This is a genomic window from Plantibacter cousiniae (nom. nud.), assembly GCF_977070315.1.
Genome location: NZ_CDRVEU010000005.1, coordinates 80,699 through 99,779, shown reverse-complemented (window position 1 = coordinate 99,779; position 19,081 = coordinate 80,699). Strand labels below are relative to the sequence as shown.

Below are 19,081 nucleotides of genomic sequence, written 5' to 3'. Positions count from 1 at the left end.
TAGTCCCGCTTTTTCAATACTGCCGACCGGATCACCCCGGCAACCACGCCCGGCCGCCCTCTAACCCCAACGCATCACCACCAACAGCCACACCAGGGAAGCCCCAGAAGCGATCCAGATGCTCCAGTCCGTCGCGCCGATCACCAGCAAATGCAGATAAGCGCTACCTAAAAGCCCAATGAAAAGACGGTCGCCACGCGTGGTGGCAATCGGCAGAAAACCGCGGCGCTCGATACTTGCCGAGCGCAATTCCCATACGGTCATTCCTGCCAGCAGCAGCGCAATGCTGATAAAGAAGGCCGCAGTGGGCAGTGTCCAGGACATCCACTCCATTTTTTCGACTCCTCAGACACGACCAAGAGCAAAGCCCTTGACCACATGGTTGCGAACGAACCAGATCACCAGCATGCCCGGCAGAATGGTCAACACCCCTGCCGCCGCCAGCACCCCCCAATCGATACCCGATGCCGAGACGGTGCGGGTCATCACCGCAGCGATCGGCTTGGCGTTCACCGACGTCAGGGTGCGCGCCAGCAACAGCTCGACCCAGGAGAACATGAAGCAGAAAAACGCGGTGACCCCGATACCCGAGCCAATCAGTGGAATGAAAATCTTCACGAAAAACTTGGGAAAGCTGTAACCGTCTATGTAGGCCGTTTCATCGATTTCCTTGGGAACACCGGACATGAAACCCTCCAGAATCCATACGGCCAGCGGAACGTTGAACAGACAGTGCGCCAGTGCAACGGCGATGTGCGTGTCAAACAGGCCGATGGACGAATACAGTTGGAAAAATGGCAGCAGGAAGACTGCCGGTGGTGCCATGCGGTTGGTCAGCAGCCAGAAGAACAAGTGCTTGTCGCCGAGAAAACGATAGCGTGAAAACGCATAGGCTGCCGGCAGTGCGACGCTCAGCGATATCACGGTATTGAGGCACACGTAGTACAGCGAGTTGAGGTAGCCGCTGTACCAGCTCTCGTCAGTGAAGATCACCTTGTAGTTGGCCAGGGTGAAATCCTGCGGCCACAGGGTCAGGCCACCCAGGATCTCGGTATTGGTCTTGAACGACATGTTGATCAGCCAGTAGATCGGCACCAGCAGAAACAACAGGTAAATCCACAGCGGTATGGTTTTGCGCAGACTCATGACCAGCCCCTCAATTCTTTTCGCTGTGAGTCATGGCGGTGTAGAACACCCATGACACCAACAGAATGATCAGGAAATACACCAGCGAGAACGCGGCCGCAGGCCCCAGGTCGAACTGCCCGAGCGCCATGGTGGTCAGGGTCTGACTGAGGAAAGTGGTGGAGTTGCCCGGCCCGCCACCGGTCAGCACGAACGGCTCGGTGTAGATCATGAAGCTGTCCATGAAGCGCAACATCACCGCGATCAGCAGCACGCTTTTCATCTTCGGCAACTGGATGTGCCGGAAGATCGCCCAGCCGGACGCACGATCGATGCGTGCCGCCTGGTAATACACATCCGGAATTGCCCGCAACCCTGAATAGCAAAGCAAGGCCACCAGCGAGGTCCAGTGCCAGACATCGATGACCAGCACCGTCACCCAGGCATCCGAGGCATTGGCGGCGTAGTTGTAGTTGATGCCCAGCACGTTGTTCAGCGTGTACCCCAGCAAACCGATATCACCACGGCCGAAGATCTGCCAGATCGTGCCGACCACGTTCCACGGGATCAGCAGTGGAATGGTCATCACGATCAGGCACAACGACGACCAGCGCCCTTTAGTCGGCATGGTCAGGGCAATCGCGATGCCCAGCGGGATCTCGATCAGCAGTACACAGCCCGAATAAATGAACTGACGCAGCAGCGAGTCATGCAGACGCGGGTCCTGCAGGACCTGTCGGAACCAGTCAGTGCCGACGAAATAGCGGCTGGACTGGTCGAAGATGTCCTGCACCGAATAGTTGACCACGGTCATCATCGGGATAATCGCGCTGAATGCCACCAGCAGAAACACCGGCATCACCAGCCACCAGGCCTTGTTGTTCTGAACCTTACGCATGGGACACCTCACTGGCAGGGCCGGCTTCGATCAGGTAATCATCTGCATAGAGCATCAGCCATTGCCCCGGAAAGCTGATCCAGGCCTGGCCTTGCGGCACCGGTTTGTCTTCCTGCAGACGCACCTTCAACAGTTGCCCGGCCAGTTTCAGAGTGATGATCTTGTAGGTGCCGAGGTCTTCCACATAGGTCACGTCGGCACACATCGCATCGTCGTAAGGTCCGTCCCAGACATGCACGAACTCGGGACGAATGCCTGCTTTCAGAGTTTTCCACGGCGTATTGGCGAGCTTCTGCTGCAACGACTCAGGCAACGGCAGGTGAATATCGGCAAAACCGACACCGCCCGGCTGCGGCGTAACGTCAATCAGATTCATCCCCGGGCTGCCGATGAAATAGCCGACAAAGGTGTGCGACGGCTTCTCGAACAGCTCCCGCGGCGTGCCGAACTGGACGATCTGACCGCCATACATCACGGCGATCTTGTCGGCGAAAGTCGACGCCTCCAGTTGATCGTGAGTGACGTAGACCATGGTGATATTGAACTGCTCGTGGATCTGCTTGAGCTTGCGCCGCAGTTTCCACTTCAGGTGTGGGTCAATCACAGTCAACGGTTCGTCGAAGAGGATCGCCGACACGTCATCGCGCACCAGCCCGCGACCCATGGAGACTTTCTGCTTTTCGTCCGCGCTGAGGTTGCGCGCCTTCTTTTTCAGCAGCGGCTGCAGGTCCAGGACATCGGCAATTTCGTTGACCTTGATGAGAATCCGCGCCTCGTCCAGGCCCTGATTGCGCAACGGAAAGGCCAGATTATCAAACACCGTCATGGTGTCGTAGATCACTGGAAACTGGAAAACCTGAGCGATGTTGCGACGCTCCGGGGGCAGCTCATTGACTACTTTCGAGTCGAACAGCACCTGACCCTGCGACGGACTGAGCAGACCGGAAATGATGTTGAGCAGGGTTGACTTGCCACACCCGGAAGGCCCGAGCAGCGCGTAAGCACCACCCTGCTCCCAGACGTGGCTCATCTCGCGAATTGCATAGTCGTCAGGACCAGGCTTGGCACTGTAGCTGTGCGCAAGGTTCTGCAAGCGGATCTCGGCCATCAGGCAACCCTCGCCATACGCAGGCCCGGCGCCTGAATCAGGCCGCCCTGCTGATCGAATACAAACAATTTGTGGGTCGGGATGTACACCCGAATCGCCGCATCGACGTCATAGGCATGCACGCCTGGCAGATGCAGGACCAGCGAGAACAACTCGTTGCGCACATGCAGGAAGGTTTCCGAACCACTGATTTCCGCCAGCTCGACGGTAACCGCCAGTTCCAGATCGTCATCGTTGGACGGCACCAGGCTCAAATGGCTGGGGCGCACGCCGAAACGATACTCACCGTCGCCGACATCCCGCAGGTCGACGTTGAGCGGGAAATGCACGAAGTTGGCGAAGCTGACTTCATTGCCGTCTATACGGCCCGGCATGAGGTTGATCGGCGGTTCGGAGAACAGCTCGGCGGCCAGCACAGTCGCGGGTCGATGATAGACCTCAGGGGTCTTGCCGCTCTGCACCACCCGCCCTTCATGCAGGATGGTGGTGGTGCCGCCCAGCGCCAGCGCTTCATTGGGCTCGGTAGTGGCGTAGATGGCGATGGTATGGCGAGCGGCAAACAGCTCGCGCATTTCCTGGCGCAGCTCTTCGCGCAGCTTGTAATCGAGGTTGACCAGCGGTTCATCGAAGAGGATCAGCTCGGCGTCCTTGACCAGCGCTCTGGCCATCGCGGTGCGCTGCTGCTGCCCACCGGACAGTTCAAGGGGATGGCGTTGCAGGAATTTTTCGATGCGCAACATCTTCGCGGTTTCCTGCACCCGGCTGTGGATCACATCTTTGGACAGACCGGCCTGACGCAGCGGCGAGGCGATGTTTTCGAACACCGTCATGCTCGGGTAATTGATGAACTGCTGATAAACCATAGAGACGTTGCGCAGACGAACCGGACGATGGGTGACATCGACCCCGTTCATCAGCACTCGCCCGCTGTCCGGCTTGTCCAGCCCGGCCATCAAGCGCATCAGGCTGGTTTTGCCGGACAGGGTGCGCCCCAGCAGAACGTTGAATGATCCCGGCTCAAAGCTCAGGGAGGCGTCGTCGATCCAGACCTGGCCATCGACGGCGCGACTGACATGCTCCAGCGTGAGTGACATGGCGTGCCCTTTGTTGTTTTTTTCTTAAGGGTGAATGCGTGACTGTTTGCAGATAGCGACATTCGTGCCAGCTCAGGCGGATCGCCGGTGAAGCCCGAAACAGAGCGCTCGCCCGTATTCAGGGGACGAAACCCCTTTCACAGCTGAACAATAATGAACAGAAAATACTGAACACTTGAACAAAATGAACATTGACTTTGAACAAAACTGAACGACACTGGACGGACGTTGCGGGCAAGGATGGTCACGCCGACGGGACCTAAAAACAAAAACAATACGTCATATTCGCAGGCATCCTCATGTCTCAAACCAGCGCTTCGCTTGCTCACGACATCATCATTCAGGATTCATGGACCCGCTGCCGGGACTTCGGCCTCAGTCATCAGACGCGCCCCTCATTCGGCCAACTGCCGGGGGCGGAGGTTTCCAGGCTGCTGGAGCGCCATCGCGGACTGGTACAGACCACCCATCAGGAGGTCCTGCCGGTCTACGAAAACATTCTCAGCAACTCCAGCTGCCTGATTCTTCTGGCCGACCCTCAAGGTCAGTTGCTCAAGTCCTGGGGTGCGCAACGCTTCGTCGAATCGTCCCAGGCTCAGGGCTTCATGCCCGGTGCCAGCTGGAGCGAACGCGGCACGGGCACCAACGCCATCGGCACGGCGCTGGCCTGCGAACAGGCCATCCATATCGAACCGGACGAGCATTTCCTCAAGGCCAATCGCTTCATGACCGGTTCGGCCTCACCGATCTTCGACGCCGACAGGCGCATCATTGCCGTGCTGGATGTGTCCAGTGACAGCTTCCTGCCACCCTCGCACACGCTGGGCATGGTCAAAATGATGAGCCAGTCGGTGGAAAACCGCCTGATCCTCGACCAGTTCCGCGATTCCCACTTCCAGTTGATCTTCAATACCGGTCTGAACAACCTCGACAGCCAATGGGCTGGCCTGCTGATTTTTGACGAAAGCGGCCAGATCCTGTGCGCCAATCGGCGTGCCGACGCCCTGCTGGGGAAGACTCCGGCCGGCGCCAGCATCGAGACGCTGTTCAAATGTCCGATCCTGCAATTGCTCAGCGAGACCGAAGCGCGTCCGTTTGCATTGCATGCATTTGGCAACAATCGCTTTCAGTGCCTGCTCAAGCGGCCAACCCGCAAGCCGCTCAAGCTGCACAGCGTACAGCCAGTTCAGGCACCCGTGGCGCCGCAGAGTCTTGACCTGGAGGCGATCAGCCTGGGTGATGCAAAAATCGAAAAAGCCGTGCGTCAGGCGCAGCGGCTGCTGGAAAAAGACATTCCGCTGCTGATCCACGGGGAAACCGGGGTCGGCAAGGAAGTGTTTGTCAAAGCCCTGCATCAGGCCAGTGCGCGCGCCGGCCAGCCTCTGATCGCCGTCAACTGCGCAGCGATCCCGGCCGAACTGGTCGAGGCCGAGCTGTTTGGCTATGAAAGAGGCGCCTTCACCGGGGCCAATCAGAAGGGCAGCATCGGCCTGATCCGCAAGGCCGACAAAGGCACGCTGTTTCTCGACGAAGTGGGCGACATGCCGATGCCGGTACAGGCGCGGCTGCTGCGCGTGCTTCAAGAGCGCTGCGTTCAGCCACTGGGCAGCAGCGAGTTGTATCCGGTCGACATACGCCTGATTTCAGCCACCAACCGAAGCCTGCGCGATCAGGTCCAGACGGGGCTTTTCCGCCAGGATCTTTATTACCGGATCAGCGGCCTGAGCATCGAACTTCCTCCCCTGCGCGAGCGGACTGACAAGCATGCGCTTATCCAGCGAATCTGGGAGCGGCACCGTGATGCCCATCAGCGTGCAGGCTTCTCCAGAGAGGTACTTGAGTTATTCGAGCATCACCCTTGGCCGGGTAATCTGCGCCAGCTCAACAGTGTGATTCAGGTGGCGCTGGCACTGGCCGACGAACAGCCGATCGGCACTGACCATCTGCCCGAGGACTTTCTGCTCGATGCACAGGTGAATGAGGAATGCCCTATCCCGGCCAGAACTCAGGAATCGGCCACGCGCCTTCACGCGACCGAAGACCTCGGCCAATTGTTTCAAGCGGCAGGCGGGAATATTTCACAGCTGGCCAAACGCCTGGGCGTCAGCCGCAACACACTGTACAAGCGGTTGCGGGAACAGCGGATCGTTTAGTGTTCGACGCTCGGCAGGCCGAGCATCGAGGACAGGACGCGGAGCGTCCAGAACAGCATGCCCACGCGGAGCGTGGGCACGATAGTCTTCCGGGTCATTATCGTTCCCATGCTCCGCGTGGGAATGCACTTCATGACGCTTCGCGCCACCCAGCCGCCTTACTTGATCAGTCCGCCAGACGCCAGGTTGTGCCGCCCTTGCCGTCCTCCAGAAGCACACCCATGGCGGTGATCTGGTCGCGGATACGGTCGGACTCGGCCCAGTCTTTCGCGGCACGCGCAGCCAGACGCGCCTGAATCAGCGCCTCCACTTCAGCCGCATTAACCCGCCCTTCCGCGCCAGCGCGCAAAAAGTCGTCGGCTTCGAGTTGCAGGACACCCAGCACGCTGGCCAGTTGCTTCAAGCGCGCCGCCAGACCCGCCGCCGCTGCGACATCGGACTCACGCAGACGATTGATCTCGCGAACCATCTCGAACAGCACCGCGCACGCTTCAGGCGTACCGAAGTCATCGTTCATCGCCGCGCTGAAACGCTCGACGAACGCCTCGCCACCCGCAGGCTCGGCGAGCGGCAGGCCCTTGAGCGCGTGATAGAAACGTTCAAGTGCCGCCTTCGACTCACGCAGGCTGTCTTCGGAATAGTTGATCGCGCTGCGGTAGTGGCTCGACACCAGCAGGTAACGCACCACTTCCGGGTGGTATTTCTCCAGCACGTCTCGGATGGTGAAGAAGTTGTTCAAGGACTTGGACATCTTCTCGCCATTGATGCGAATCATGCCGCAGTGTAACCAGGCATTGGCGTAGGTCTTGCCGGTGGCCGCTTCGCTCTGGGCGATTTCGTTTTCATGGTGCGGAAACTCGAGGTCGCTGCCGCCGCCATGAATATCGAAGGTCTCGCCCAGGCAGCAGGTCGACATCACCGAGCACTCGATATGCCAGCCGGGACGTCCTGCACCCCAGGGCGATTCCCAGCTCGGCTCGCCCGGCTTGACACCTTTCCAGAGCACGAAGTCCAGCGGATCCTCCTTGGACTCGTCCACTTCGATGCGCGCGCCGATGCGCAGGTCTTCGATCTTCTTGCGCGACAGCTTGCCGTAACCCTGAAACTTGCCGACCCGGTAATACACGTCGCCGTTACCCGGCGCATAGGCATAGCCCTTGTCGATCAGGGTCTGGATCATGGCGTGCATGCCGGGGATATGATCGGTGGCACGCGGTTCCATGTCTGGCTTGAGGATGTTGAGGCGCGCCTCGTCCTCGTGCATGGCACCGATCATGCGCGCGGTCAGTGCATCGAACGACTCACCGTTTTCCCGCGCCCGGTTGATGATCTTGTCGTCGATATCGGTGATGTTGCGCACATAGGTCAGTTCATAACCGATGAAGCGCAGCCAGCGCGTCACCAGATCGAACGCAACCATGCTGCGGCCATGGCCCAGGTGGCAGTAGTCGTACACGGTCATCCCGCAGACGTACATGCGCACCTTGTTGCCATCCAGCGGCTTGAAAACTTCTTTGCTCTTGGTGAGCGTGTTGTAGATAGAAAGCACGTGCTCCCCCTCAAACGTACAGCATCAGGTCCAGGAATCCCGCAATGTCACGGTGCGGTTGAAGACAGGTCGACCAGGTTTGGAGTCCTTGATGTCCGCGCAGAAATAACCTTCGCGTTCGAACTGGAAACGGTCTTCCGGTTGCGCTTGGCCCAACGAGGGCTCGGCGCGACAACCGGTCAGTACTTGCAGGGAGTCCGGGTTGATATTGTCCAGAAAGCTTGCGCCCTCTTCGGCTTTTTCAGGGTTTGGCGAACGGAACAGACGATCGTACAGACGCACTTCGCACTCTACGCTCTCGGCTGCCGGCACCCAGTGCACGACGCCCTTGACCTTGCGGCCCTCAGGGTTCTTGCCCAGAGTGTCCGGATCGTAGGAGCAACGCAGCTCGACGATGTTGCCGTCGGCATCCTTGATCGCTTCATCGGCGCGGATCACATAGCTGCCACGCAAACGCACTTCGCCATTGGGCTCAAGACGCTTGTAGCCCTTCGGCGGCTCTTCCATGTAATCGTCGCGGTCGATGTACAGCTCCCGCGAGAACGGCAGCTCGCGCATGCCCAGGTCCTCTTTCGGGTGGCGCGGCAGTTCCAGCTTCTCGACCTGACCTTCCGGGTAGTTGGTGATAACCACTTTCAGCGGGCGCAGCACGCACATGGCGCGCGGCGCGCTGTGGTCCAGGTCGTCGCGGATGCTGAATTCGAGCATGCCGAAATCGACCACGCCGTCAGAGCGGTTGGTGCCGATCATTTCGCAGAAATTGCGAATCGATTTCGGCGTGTAGCCACGACGACGGAAGCCCGACAGCGTCGACATGCGCGGGTCATCCCAGCCACTGACGTGTTTCTCGTCAACCAGTTGCTTGAGCTTGCGCTTGCTGGTGATGGTGTAGTTCAGGTTCAGGCGCGAGAACTCATACTGGCGCGGCTTGCACGGCACCGGCAGGTTGTCGAGGAACCAGTCGTACAGCGGACGATGGCTTTCGAACTCCAGGGTGCAGATCGAGTGGGTGATGCCTTCGAGGGCATCCGACTGACCGTGGGTGAAGTCATAGATCGGGTAGATGCACCACTTGTCGCCGGTCTGATGGTGATGCGCATGACGAATGCGGTAGATGATCGGGTCACGCAGGTTCATGTTCGGCGAGGCCATGTCGATTTTGGCGCGCAGTACACGAGCGCCATCCTCGAACTCGCCGGCTTTCATGCGCGCGAACAGGTCGAGGTTTTCCTCGACGCCGCGCTCGCGGAACGGACTGTTCTTGCCCGGCTCGGTCAGGGTGCCGCGATATTCGCGCGCCTGTTCGGGGGTCAGATCGTCAACGTAAGCCTTGCCCGCCTTGATCAGCTCGACTGCCCAGTCGTGCAACTGGTCGAAATACTGCGAGGCGTAGCGCACTTCGCCCGCCCATTCGAAGCCCAGCCACTTGACGTCACTCATGATGGCGTCGATGTATTCCTGGTCTTCCTTGGCCGGGTTGGTGTCATCGAAACGCAGGTGCGTATCGCCACCGAACTCCTTGGCCAGACCGAAGTTCACGCAGATCGACTTGGCGTGACCGATGTGCAGGTAGCCGTTGGGCTCCGGCGGAAAGCGGGTCACGATTTTGCTGTGCTTGCCCGAGTCCAGGTCTGCCTGCACGATAGGACGCAGGAAATTGGTCGGTACGGCTGGACCTGCCTTTGAATGGGCAGCGGGTTCTGGAGTGGGCTTGCTCATAGGATCCTTGGACATACGTGCGCGGCCAGGGTAGGCCGACTAAATCAAAGCGCTTATCATAGCCGAAGCTGTCAAGTCCCTGACAACAGACTGCGTATTTGAAGGCATAAAAGCTGCAAAAGCGCTGAAAAATGTAACCTCGTCTGTAAACTGCGCGTCAGGGTCATAATCTGCCCATTCATGCATGACTAGAGAGCGACTTCCCAAATGCCTAATGTAAAGCTGACTACCAACCACGGCGACATCGTGCTGCAACTGAACGAAGAAAAGGCGCCGCTGACCGTTGCCAACTTCATCGAATACGTTAAAGCCGGTCATTACGAAAACACGGTTTTCCACCGTGTGATCGGCAACTTCATGGTTCAGGGCGGCGGTTTCGAGCCTGGCATGAAAGAAAAGAAAGACAAGCGCCCGAGCATCCAGAACGAAGCCGACAACGGTCTGCCGAACAAGAAGTACAGCGTCGCCATGGCCCGCACCATGGAGCCGCATTCGGCCTCTGCGCAGTTCTTCATCAACGTCGCTGACAACGCCTTCCTGAACCACAGCGCCAAGACCGTTCAAGGCTGGGGTTACGCTGTATTCGGTGAAGTGATCGAAGGCACTGATGTCGTCGACAAGATCAAAGGCGTGGCAACTTCCAGCAAGGCCGGCCATCAGGACGTCCCGGTAGAAGACGTGATCATCGAGAAAGCCGAGATCGTTGAGTGATACTGCTGATCTCCGATCTGCACCTTGAACAGGAGCGCCCGGACATTACCCGGGCGTTTCTGGATCTGCTCGCAGGACGCGCTCGCGACGCCGAGTCGCTGTATATCCTCGGGGATTTTTTTGAAGTCTGGATCGGTGACGACGCGATGTCGCCGTTCCAGCTTTCGATCTGCAAGGCCCTGCGCGAGTTGAGCGACAGCGGCACACGAATTTTTCTGATGCACGGCAACCGTGATTTCATGCTCGGCAAGGGTTTCTGCAAGGCAGCAGGCTGCACACTGCTGAGTGACCCGAGCGTCGTGCAGTTGAACGGTGAGCCGGTGCTGCTGATGCACGGCGACAGTCTGTGCACCCGCGATGAAGGTTATATCCGGATGCGTCGCTATCTGCGCCATCCGCTGACGCTTTTCATTCTGCGCCATTTGCCGCTGGGCACCCGCCATAAGCTGGCGCGCAAGTTGCGTAATGAGAGCCGTGCGCAAACCCGTATGAAGGCCAACGATATTGTCGATGTGACGCCGGACGAGGTGCCGCGGATCATGCAGCAGTTCGGCGTGCGTACGTTGGTCCACGGTCACACTCATCGTCCGGCGATTCATAAGTTGCAGATTGGCGATCAGGCGGCCAGGCGCATTGTGCTGGGTGACTGGGATCGTCAGGGCTGGGTGTTGCAGGTGGATGATCAGGGTTTCAGCCTGAACCCGTTCGACTTTGTGCCTGAAACGACTGCGCTGTTGAATTGATTGCGCGGTAACGGCTGAGAGCACAGCGGCTCTGCGCCTTCAGGCGGATTGCCGTTCGGCTCAGGTCACCTTTTAGCCCTTCGGCGACTCAATTTGAGGGACCAAAGTGAGCAAAGTCCCCGCTCCTGTTTCCGGCCCGACTTCGTCGGGTTCCTTTGCACTGTCACTAACGTCGCACTCTGCGTCGTCTGTGCCATCGCGATTGAAAAAGCACTTTAGAGCAGTTTGGCCAAAGGCACGGTTCAGATAGGCGCATAAGAAACTAGTGCCCGCCCCCTGCCGCAGGCCCGGCCTTGGCGGCGAATGGAGGTTTGGCCAGCCAGACGAGCAGGATCAGTCCTGCGAATATCCAGCCCAGCAGGTAGAAGTAATCCACGGTGGACATCATGTAGGCCTGGGCGTTGAGGGTCTGCTCCAGTTGCGCGTAGGCCTGCGGGCTGGCGCCGCCCAGGCTGTCAAGGGCGTGGCGGGTGGCTGGGTCGAAGGTGCTGATGTTTTCACTCAGGTAGGCATGATGCTGGTTGGCGCGGCGAATCCAGATCCAAGTGGTGAGCGAGGCTGCGAAGCTGCCGCCCAGGGTGCGCAGAAAGGTTGCCAGCCCTGAACCATCGGCGATCTGATTGGGCGGCAGGTCAGACAGCAGAATACTCAGAGTCGGCATGAAGAACAGTGCCACGCCAATGCCCATGAACAACTGCACCATCGCCACATGCTCGAAATCCACGTCGGTGTTGAAGCCTGCACGCATGAAGCAACTCAACCCCATCGCCAGGAATGCCAGCCCGGCCAATAGACGCAGATCGAATTTGTGCGCGTACTTGCCGACAAAGGGCGACATCAGTACCGGCAGGATGCCAATCGGCGCGACGGCCAGCCCAGCCCAGGTGGCGGTGTAGCCCATCTGGGTCTGCAACCACTGCGGCAATATCAGGTTGATGCCGAAGAAGCCGGAATAGCCGCCGATCATGACCAGTGTGCCGATGCGAAAATTGCGGTAGGCAAACAGGCGCAGGTTGACGATCGGATGCTTGTCGGTCATTTCCCAGATCACGAAGAAGGTCAACGCGACCAGCGAAATCAGCGAGCCAAAGATGATGAAGTTCGACTCGAACCAATCCAGATCATTACCCTTGTCGAGCACTATCTGCAGCGCGCCCACACCGACGATCAGCGCTATCAGGCCAATATAGTCCAACGGCTGACGAGCAGTCGTGACCGGCCTTTTGGCCATCTGGGTACGCACCACCAGCACGGCGAACAGGCCGATGGGAATGTTGATGAAGAAGATCCAGGGCCAGCTATAGCTGTCGGTGATCCAGCCACCGAGGATCGGACCGGCAATGGGCGCCACCACCGTCACCATCGCCAGCAATGCCAGGGCCATGCCTCTTTTGGCGGGTGGGTACACCGCAATCAGCAGGGTCTGACTCATCGGATACAGCGGACCGGCGACCATGCCCTGCAGCGCGCGAAAGCCCACCAGTTCCGGCATGGACTGGGAAATACCGCACAGAAACGAAGCCATCACGAACAGAATGGTGGCCCACAGGAACAGCTTGACCTCACCGAAGCGGCGACTGAGCCAGCCGGTCAGCGGCAAGGCAATCGCGTTGCTGACCGCAAACGAGGTGATCACCCAGGTGCTCTGCTCCGAGCTGACACCCAGATTGCCGGCGATGGTCGGCAGCGCCACGTTGGCAATCGTGGTATCGAGCACCTGCATGAAGGTCGCCAGCGACAGACCGATGGTGCACAGCAACAGGCTTGGCGGGGTAAAAGAAGCGGGGGCGTTGTTGCTCATCGCGAATCCCTGAAGACGAATGCGACACCCCGGCCAGCAGGCCGGGGCTCACGGATTGGCGGTTCAGCGCTGAACGGCAGTCTTGCCACCGGGCGCACTGTTCTCGTGAATCAGGCGGGCGATCAGCGCGTCGGCGTCAGCCAGTTGCTCGGTGTACACCTGAGTGCTGAAGGCCGCCTGTTTGCGCGGCTGTTGCGCCAGGACCGGACCGCTCTGGTCATGCAGATTGACTTCAACCGTGGTCGACAGGCCGATACGCAACGGGGACTTCGCCAGTTCTTCAGGGTTGATGTGCACCCGCACCGGCACACGCTGGACAATCTTGATCCAGTTGCCAGTGGCATTCTGCGCAGGCAACAACGCAAAGGCACTGCCGGTACCGGCCCCCAGGCTGTCGATGGTGCCGCTGTACTTCACATCGCTGCCATACAGGTCGGAGCTGATCTCCACTGGCTGACCGATGCGCATCTTGCCCAGTTGGGTTTCCTTGAAGTTGGCATCGATCCACAACTGATCCAGCGGAATGACCGCCATGGTTGCAGTGCCCGGCTGAATGCGTTGCCCCAGTTGCACGGTGCGCTTGGCGACGTAGCCGGTGACCGGTGCCACCAGCGTCGAACGTGCATTGGCCAGGTAGGCCTGACGCAACTGTGCGGCCGCAGCCTTGACGTCCGGGTGTGATGACACCACGGTGTCATCGACCAACGCCACGCTGGTGCTGAGTTGCTGCTGAATATTGTTCAGGGCGCTCTGCGCGCTGGTCAGGCTGTCTCTTGCGTGCGACAGCTCTTCCTGGGAAATCGCCCCGCCGGCTGCGAGGCTGCGACGACGGTTATAGTTGTCCTGAGCGGTCTGCACCGCAGCACGCTGCGCGGCCAGTTGCGCTTTCATGCCATCGACGTTGCTGTAAAGGCCGCGCACCTGGCGCACAACCTTGCCCAGATTGGCCTCGGCGCTCTGCAACGAGACTTCGGCATCGCTCGGGTCAAACTTGAGCAGGACCTGCCCTTCGTGCACCAGATCACCATCGTCGGCACCAATACTGATGACGGTTCCGGTGACCAGCGGGGTGATTTCGACCACGTTGCCATTGACATAGGCGTCGTCGGTCTCTTCGCTCCATTGGCCGTAGATCTCGTACCAGGCCCAGATGCCCAGTGCGAGGATCACCACGACAATGGCAAGCCCGATCAGCAGGAACTTGCGCTTGCCAGACTTCGGCTCCTGTTGAGGAGCCTGGGCAGATGTGTTTTCAGCGGCAGCAGTGGCCATGGCAGTTACCTTTAATCAGCGAAGCGACGGAACGACGGCGATCAGGCTCACGCCTGCCAACACGTCGGCTGCTCAGCTTTTAGCTTTGGGGTTGAAGCTCAAACGAGTCAGGGTGATGTGGTCATCGGCAGCCACCAGCACCTTGGTGAGAATTCTTTTCAGGCTCTCGACCTCTTCACTGTCGAGCGCGGCGAACGTGTCATTCATCGCGTCGGCGCCAATCTGCGGCAACAGATCGGAAAGCGCCTGTCCCTGCTCGGTCAGCGCCAGACGCACCTGACGACGATCGGTCGCGGAGCGCTTGCGCACCACCAGCCCTTTCTGTTCCAGACGATCGAGCATGCGGGTCATCGAACCGCTGTCCAGTGACAGGTGCCGACACAATTCCACGGGGGTATCGGTAGAAAACTGGGCAATGATGATCAGCACCTTGAACTGCGCGAACGTCACGTCATAGGGCAGCAGGTACTTGTCGAGCATGCGGTCTTTGAGCGCATTGGTACGACCGACCAGCAGCCCGATGAGGCTGGATTCGAAATTGTCGGGGCTGAAATGTTTCACGGATTGACCCAGATAGCTGCCTAGGCAGTGATTGCAAAATATTACTGCCTAGGCAGCCGTTGTCAAAGCATTTATTAGTGTGCTTACTAAATCCCCATAAAAAAACGACCGCTGGCAAGGCGGTCGTTTTGGGGGGCGGACGTGCGAGAGGAATCAGGCGGCGACAGGGACGCCACTGTGAAAGCGGAACTCTTCGTCAGGGCTTTCGATCAGCTCACGCTCGGCCAGACGGATCTCCTCGATCTTGGCATCGATATCAGCCTTGTCGCCATAGCTGTAAGCCAGCTTGAGGTAATCCTGAAAGTGCCGCGCTTCGGACTTCAGCAGACCGCCATAGAATTTGGCCAGCTCTTCGTCAAGATGCGGCACCAGCGCGGCGAATCGCTCACAGGAACGAGCCTCGACGATGGCACCGACGATCAGCGCATCGGTCAGCCGGTAGGGGTTGTGATTGCGTACCAGCTTGCGCAGCGCTCCGGCATAACGGGCCGAGCTGATGTTGGCCATGGGGATCTGGCGCTTTCTGATAATGCTGATGACTTGCTCGAAGTGGCGCAGCTCTTCCCGGGCCAGACGCGACATCTTGCTCAACAGGTCGAACTTGTCGTTGTACTGAAACATGAACTGGAACGCAGCCCCGGCGGCCTTCTTCTCGTTGTTCGCATGGTCGATCAGCAGGATGTCCAGATTGCGCAGCGCGGCCTGGACCCAGCTGTCGGGGGTGCGGCAAAGCAGAAAGGCTTCGATTTCAGGGATCGGGTACATAGGCTCACAGAATGACGGAGAGGCACGGCCGCGCATTATACGAGGAGCCACGGTACCTCGCGACACAAAAGCATGCCGGTTTTGTCACGCGCCGAATGCGTCGCGCAGAAAGCCCGGCGCGATATAGCGCTGATAGTGCGCCTCGGAGAGCAGGAAAAACTCGCGGTCGATGGCATCGCGCAGTTCCGGCAGCGTCCAGTCGCGAAACTCCGGCAACAACACGAAACCGTAGGCCTCGACCTGGCTGATGACCCGTGCGCCACGGGCGATCAACTGGTAAGCCCAGCAGTATTCGGACTGGTGTGGCACAAAGCGGATCTTGCGCTGGGTCAGCTGCGCACGCAGCTTGTCGGCATCGAAGACTTCGAGCTTGGCAGTCATCACCTGGACCAGCAGTTGCTCCAGACGCAGCCAGACCGCTCTTTTTTCATCCTCGTTATAGCCGTTCCAGTGGATGACCTCGTGGTGGAAGCGCTTGCAGCCACGGCACACCAGATCCCCGTAAACAGTGGAGCAAAGGCCGACGCAGGGGGTTTTGATAATGTAATCGGGCATGTCAGGCAGGACTGGGGAAGGCGAAACAGGGGCTCATGTTAGCCCTTTGTCTAAGCAAGTTCACCCCCGAAGATGTAGGGGCTAACTTACCTTCGGCAAAGTTTTGGCGTAGAATCAGCGAGCCTTTTAAGGCGCCAATGTCCGTTGGAAGCTGTTTTCAAAGCGTCACGAGCACAGTCAAGTTAATCCCGCAGTGCGGCGTCGACAGGCCATTCCCTCATCACGAATGGCCGTGTCGACCGCCACTCCCCCCGCCCTGCAGGCGTAAAACTTTGAAAACAGCTTCTGTTAGGAATCACCGCTACCCTGCCAACAAGGCTCAATAAGCCTTGCGTGGGTACGGGCGATTTCTGGATGAGCGTCCCGGACACCCATTTGGGACCACTGATGAGGGTTAATACTGTGCTTGAAGCCTACCGTAAACATATCGAAGAGCGTGCCGCCCAGGGCATCGTGCCCCAGCCGCTTAACGCCGAACAAACTGCAGGCCTGGTCGAGCTGCTGAAGAATCCCCCGGCTGGCGAAGAAGCTTTCCTTGTCGACCTGATCACCAATCGCGTTCCGCCAGGCGTTGACGAAGCTGCCTACGTCAAGGCCGGTTTCCTGTCTGCCCTGGCCAAGGGCGAAGCCACTTCTCCCCTGATCGACAAAAAACGCGCTACCGAACTGCTCGGCACCATGCAAGGTGGCTACAACATCGTCACCCTGGTTGAACTGCTCGACGACGCCACCCTCGCGCCAGTCGCTGCCGAACAACTCAAGCACACCCTGCTGATGTTCGACGCCTTCCACGACGTGGCCGAAAAAGCCAAGAACGGCAATGCCCACGCCAAGGCTGTCCTGCAGTCCTGGGCCGACGGCGAGTGGTTCAAGAAGCGTCCGACGCTGGCCGACAAGATCAGCCTGCGCGTCTTCAAGGTCACCGGCGAAACCAACACCGACGACCTGTCCCCTGCCCCTGATGCCTGGTCGCGTCCAGACATCCCGCTGCACGCACTGGCCATGCTGAAAATGGCCCGTGACGGGATCGTCCCTGACGTTCAGGGCGCCATCGGCCCGATGAAGCAGATCGAAGAAATGCGCGGTCAGGGCTTCCCGATTGCCTACGTCGGTGACGTGGTCGGTACCGGTTCCTCGCGTAAATCGGCAACCAACTCGGTACTCTGGTTCTTCGGCGACGACGTCCCTTACGTCCCGAACAAGCGTGCCGGCGGTTTCTGCTTCGGCAGCAAAATTGCTCCGATCTTCTACAACACCATGGAAGATGCTGGCGCTCTGCCAATCGAATTCGATGTCTCGAACATCAACATGGGTGACGTGATCGACGTCTACCCCTACGCTGGCAAGGTCTGCAAGCACGACAGCGACGAAGTCATCACCACCTTCGAAATGAAGACCCCGGTGCTGCTCGACGAAGTCCGCGCTGGCGGCCGTATTCCGCTGATCATCGGCCGCGGCCTGACCAGCAAGGCGCGCGCCGAACTGGGCCTGCCGGAGTTCGACCTGTTCAAGACCCCTGACCAGCCAGTCGAAAGCACCAAGGGTTACACCCTGGCGCAGAAGATGGTCGGCAAGGCATGCGGCGTAGCGGGCGTTCGTCCGGGCACCTACTGCGAACCGAAGATGACCACCGTCGGCTCCCAGGACACCACTGGCCCGATGACTCGCGACGAACTGAAAGACCTGGCGTGCCTGGGCTTCTCGACCGACCTGGTCATGCAGTCGTTCTGCCACACCGCAGCCTATCCGAAGCCTATCGACGTCAAGACGCACCACACGCTGCCTGACTTCATCATGACCCGCGGCGGCGTTTCCCTGCGTCCGGGCGACGGCATCATCCACAGCTGGCTGAACCGCATGCTGCTGCCGGACACCGTCGGTACCGGTGGTGACTCGCACACCCGCTTCCCGATCGGTATCTCCTTCCCGGCCGGCTCCGGCCTGGTGGCGTTCGCCGCTGCAACGGGCGTCATGCCGCTGGACATGCCTGAATCGATCCTAGTTCGCTTCAAGGGCAAGATGCAACCTGGCATCACCCTGCGCGACCTGGTTCACGCCATTCCTTACTACGCGATTCAGGCTGGCCTGCTGACCGTAGAGAAGAAAGGCAAGAAGAACGCATTCTCCGGTCGCATCCTGGAGATCGAAGGCCTCGATAACCTGAGCATCGAACAGGCTTTCGAGCTGTCCGACGCCTCTGCCGAGCGTTCGGCTGCCGGTTGCACCATCAAGCTGGCCAAAGAGCCGATCATCGAATACCTGAATTCGAACATCACCCTGCTGCGCTGGATGATCGAACAGGGCTACGGTGATCCGCGCACTCTGGAGCGTCGTGCTCAAGCGATGGAAGCCTGGGTTGCCAACCCGGAGCTGCTGGAAGCCGACAAGGACGCCGAGTACGCCGAAATCATCGAAATCGATCTGGCCGACGTCAAGGAGCCTGTGCTCTGCGCGCCGAACGACCCGGACGATGCCCGCCTGCTGTCTTCGGTACAGGGCGAGAAGATCGATGAAGTGTTCATCGGCTCCTGCATGACCAACATCGGCCACTTCCGCGCTGCGGGCAAGTTGCTGGATCAGGTCAAGGGCCAGCTGCCGACGCGTCTGTGGCTGTCGCCGCCGACCAAGATGGATGCTCACCAGCTGACCGAAGAAGGCTACTACGGCATCTACGGCAAGGCTGGCGCGCGCATGGAAATGCCGGGCTGCTCGCTGTGCATGGGTAACCAGGCACGCGTGGAACCGAACTCGACCGTAGTGTCGACGTCGACCCGTAACTTCCCGAACCGTCTGGGTGACGGCGCGAACGTCTACCTGGCCTCGGCCGAGCTGGCGTCCGTTGCGTCTATTCTGGGTCGTCTGCCGACGGTCGAAGAGTACATGAGCTACGCCAACCAGATCGATACCATGGCAGCGGACGTGTACCGCTACCTGAGCTTCGATCAGATCGCCGAGTTCCGTGAAGCCGCTGCGAACGCCAACATCCCGGCCGTTCAAGTGTAAGCACGAAAGCAGGCACCATAAGAA

At 59.2% G+C, this 19,081-nt stretch carries 16 protein-coding genes; 4 read left to right on the top strand and 12 right to left on the bottom strand.

Features of this window, described 5'->3' with window-relative positions:
* Positions 1–60: 60 nt before the first annotated feature.
* From ACW55A_RS12110 to ACW55A_RS12090, 5 genes are read right to left on the bottom strand one after another with little or no spacing between them, the layout of a single operon-like run.
* Entirely contained in the window at positions 61–333 is a 273-nt protein-coding gene (locus ACW55A_RS12110; RefSeq protein ID WP_003415748.1) for a DUF2160 domain-containing protein, read from the bottom strand.
* A gap of 12 nt (positions 334–345) precedes the next feature.
* Positions 346–1,146 carry a carbohydrate ABC transporter permease gene (locus ACW55A_RS12105; protein WP_004414065.1) on the bottom strand — a complete coding sequence of 267 codons (801 nt, stop codon included), beginning with the start codon at positions 1,144–1,146 and terminating at the stop codon, positions 346–348.
* A gap of 10 nt (positions 1,147–1,156) precedes the next feature.
* Complete coding sequence (locus ACW55A_RS12100) at positions 1,157–2,023, bottom strand: carbohydrate ABC transporter permease (RefSeq protein ID WP_002552729.1); 867 nt, start codon at positions 2,021–2,023, stop codon at positions 1,157–1,159.
* Positions 2,016–3,131 carry an ABC transporter ATP-binding protein gene (locus tag ACW55A_RS12095; RefSeq protein ID WP_455808071.1) on the bottom strand — a complete coding sequence of 372 codons (1,116 nt, stop codon included), beginning with the start codon at positions 3,129–3,131 and terminating at the stop codon, positions 2,016–2,018. Before ACW55A_RS12095 ends, ACW55A_RS12100 begins: the two co-directional genes overlap by 8 nt.
* Positions 3,131–4,225, bottom strand: a complete 1,095-nt coding sequence (locus tag ACW55A_RS12090; protein WP_455808072.1) for an ABC transporter ATP-binding protein — start codon at positions 4,223–4,225, stop codon at positions 3,131–3,133. The genes ACW55A_RS12095 and ACW55A_RS12090 overlap by 1 nt, the downstream gene beginning before the upstream one ends.
* Positions 4,226–4,524: 299 nt before the next feature.
* Here ACW55A_RS12090 and ACW55A_RS12085 point away from each other — a divergent pair, with 299 nt between their 5' ends.
* Positions 4,525–6,378: a sigma-54-dependent Fis family transcriptional regulator gene (locus ACW55A_RS12085; RefSeq protein WP_455808073.1), complete on the top strand. Its 1,854-nt coding sequence runs from the start codon at positions 4,525–4,527 to the stop codon at positions 6,376–6,378.
* Between the two features lie 166 nt (positions 6,379–6,544).
* Here the strand turns inward: ACW55A_RS12085 and cysS are convergent, their stop codons facing one another.
* Together cysS and ACW55A_RS12075 are read right to left on the bottom strand one after the other, a co-directional pair.
* On the bottom strand, positions 6,545–7,927 hold the full coding sequence (cysS, locus tag ACW55A_RS12080) for a cysteine--tRNA ligase (RefSeq protein WP_096106933.1): 1,383 nt from the start codon (positions 7,925–7,927) through the stop codon (positions 6,545–6,547).
* 24 nt (positions 7,928–7,951) lie between these two features.
* Positions 7,952–9,646, bottom strand: coding sequence for a glutamine--tRNA ligase/YqeY domain fusion protein (locus ACW55A_RS12075; RefSeq protein ID WP_004414076.1), 1,695 nt, complete (start codon positions 9,644–9,646; stop codon positions 7,952–7,954).
* A gap of 207 nt (positions 9,647–9,853) precedes the next feature.
* Here ACW55A_RS12075 and ACW55A_RS12070 point away from each other — a divergent pair, with 207 nt between their 5' ends.
* Positions 9,854–10,357: a peptidylprolyl isomerase gene (locus tag ACW55A_RS12070; RefSeq protein WP_003404493.1), complete on the top strand. Its 504-nt coding sequence runs from the start codon at positions 9,854–9,856 to the stop codon at positions 10,355–10,357.
* A complete protein-coding gene (lpxH, locus tag ACW55A_RS12065) occupies positions 10,354–11,100 on the top strand; it encodes a UDP-2,3-diacylglucosamine diphosphatase (protein WP_058396639.1) in 747 nt (248 codons plus the stop codon). Before ACW55A_RS12070 ends, lpxH begins: the two co-directional genes overlap by 4 nt.
* Before the next feature lie 262 nt (positions 11,101–11,362).
* Here the strand turns inward: lpxH and ACW55A_RS12060 are convergent, their stop codons facing one another.
* The 5 genes from ACW55A_RS12060 to ACW55A_RS12040 all read right to left on the bottom strand — a co-directional run bounded on the left by ACW55A_RS12060 (position 11,363) and on the right by ACW55A_RS12040 (position 16,054).
* Positions 11,363–12,922 (bottom strand): DHA2 family efflux MFS transporter permease subunit, encoded by a 1,560-nt coding sequence (locus ACW55A_RS12060; protein ID WP_223272521.1) that lies wholly within the window; start codon positions 12,920–12,922, stop codon positions 11,363–11,365.
* Positions 12,923–12,964: 42 nt separating this feature from the next.
* The gene (locus ACW55A_RS12055) at positions 12,965–14,173 is read right to left on the bottom strand and encodes an HlyD family secretion protein (protein WP_004414082.1); all 1,209 of its coding nucleotides are present in this window, start codon (positions 14,171–14,173) and stop codon (positions 12,965–12,967) included.
* Between the two features lie 72 nt (positions 14,174–14,245).
* Positions 14,246–14,734 carry a MarR family winged helix-turn-helix transcriptional regulator gene (locus ACW55A_RS12050; RefSeq protein ID WP_003368537.1) on the bottom strand — a complete coding sequence of 163 codons (489 nt, stop codon included), beginning with the start codon at positions 14,732–14,734 and terminating at the stop codon, positions 14,246–14,248.
* A gap of 153 nt (positions 14,735–14,887) precedes the next feature.
* Positions 14,888–15,550 carry a MiaE family protein gene (locus ACW55A_RS12045; protein ID WP_498810979.1) on the bottom strand — a complete coding sequence of 221 codons (663 nt, stop codon included), beginning with the start codon at positions 15,548–15,550 and terminating at the stop codon, positions 14,888–14,890.
* Positions 15,551–15,583: 33 nt separating this feature from the next.
* On the bottom strand, positions 15,584–16,054 hold the full coding sequence (locus tag ACW55A_RS12040; RefSeq protein ID WP_002554470.1) for a DUF1289 domain-containing protein: 471 nt from the start codon (positions 16,052–16,054) through the stop codon (positions 15,584–15,586).
* A gap of 387 nt (positions 16,055–16,441) precedes the next feature.
* On the opposite strand from ACW55A_RS12040, the gene acnB reads away from it, so the two are divergent.
* Complete coding sequence (gene acnB / locus ACW55A_RS12035) at positions 16,442–19,057, top strand: bifunctional aconitate hydratase 2/2-methylisocitrate dehydratase (protein ID WP_499140292.1); 2,616 nt, start codon at positions 16,442–16,444, stop codon at positions 19,055–19,057.
* The last annotated feature ends 24 nt before the right edge of the window (positions 19,058–19,081 follow it).

Bases quoted from the DNA above. Each gene is read 5' to 3' on its own strand.
- ACW55A_RS12095 (WP_455808071.1), bottom strand. From the start codon at position 3,131: ATGGCCGAGATCCGCTTGCAGAACCTTGCGCACAGCTACAGTGCCAAG.
- ACW55A_RS12075 (WP_004414076.1), bottom strand. From the start codon at position 9,646: ATGAGCAAGCCCACTCCAGAACCCGCTGCCCATTCAAAGGCAGGTCCA.
- ACW55A_RS12040 (WP_002554470.1), bottom strand. From the start codon at position 16,054: ATGCCCGATTACATTATCAAAACCCCCTGCGTCGGCCTTTGCTCCACT.
- ACW55A_RS12105 (WP_004414065.1), bottom strand. From the start codon at position 1,146: ATGAGTCTGCGCAAAACCATACCGCTGTGGATTTACCTGTTGTTTCTG.
- acnB (WP_499140292.1), top strand. From the start codon at position 16,442: ATGAGGGTTAATACTGTGCTTGAAGCCTACCGTAAACATATCGAAGAG.
- ACW55A_RS12110 (WP_003415748.1), bottom strand. From the start codon at position 333: ATGGAGTGGATGTCCTGGACACTGCCCACTGCGGCCTTCTTTATCAGC.
- ACW55A_RS12055 (WP_004414082.1), bottom strand. From the start codon at position 14,173: ATGGCCACTGCTGCCGCTGAAAACACATCTGCCCAGGCTCCTCAACAG.
- ACW55A_RS12085 (WP_455808073.1), top strand. From the start codon at position 4,525: ATGTCTCAAACCAGCGCTTCGCTTGCTCACGACATCATCATTCAGGAT.
- ACW55A_RS12070 (WP_003404493.1), top strand. From the start codon at position 9,854: ATGCCTAATGTAAAGCTGACTACCAACCACGGCGACATCGTGCTGCAA.
- ACW55A_RS12090 (WP_455808072.1), bottom strand. From the start codon at position 4,225: ATGTCACTCACGCTGGAGCATGTCAGTCGCGCCGTCGATGGCCAGGTC.
- ACW55A_RS12100 (WP_002552729.1), bottom strand. From the start codon at position 2,023: ATGCGTAAGGTTCAGAACAACAAGGCCTGGTGGCTGGTGATGCCGGTG.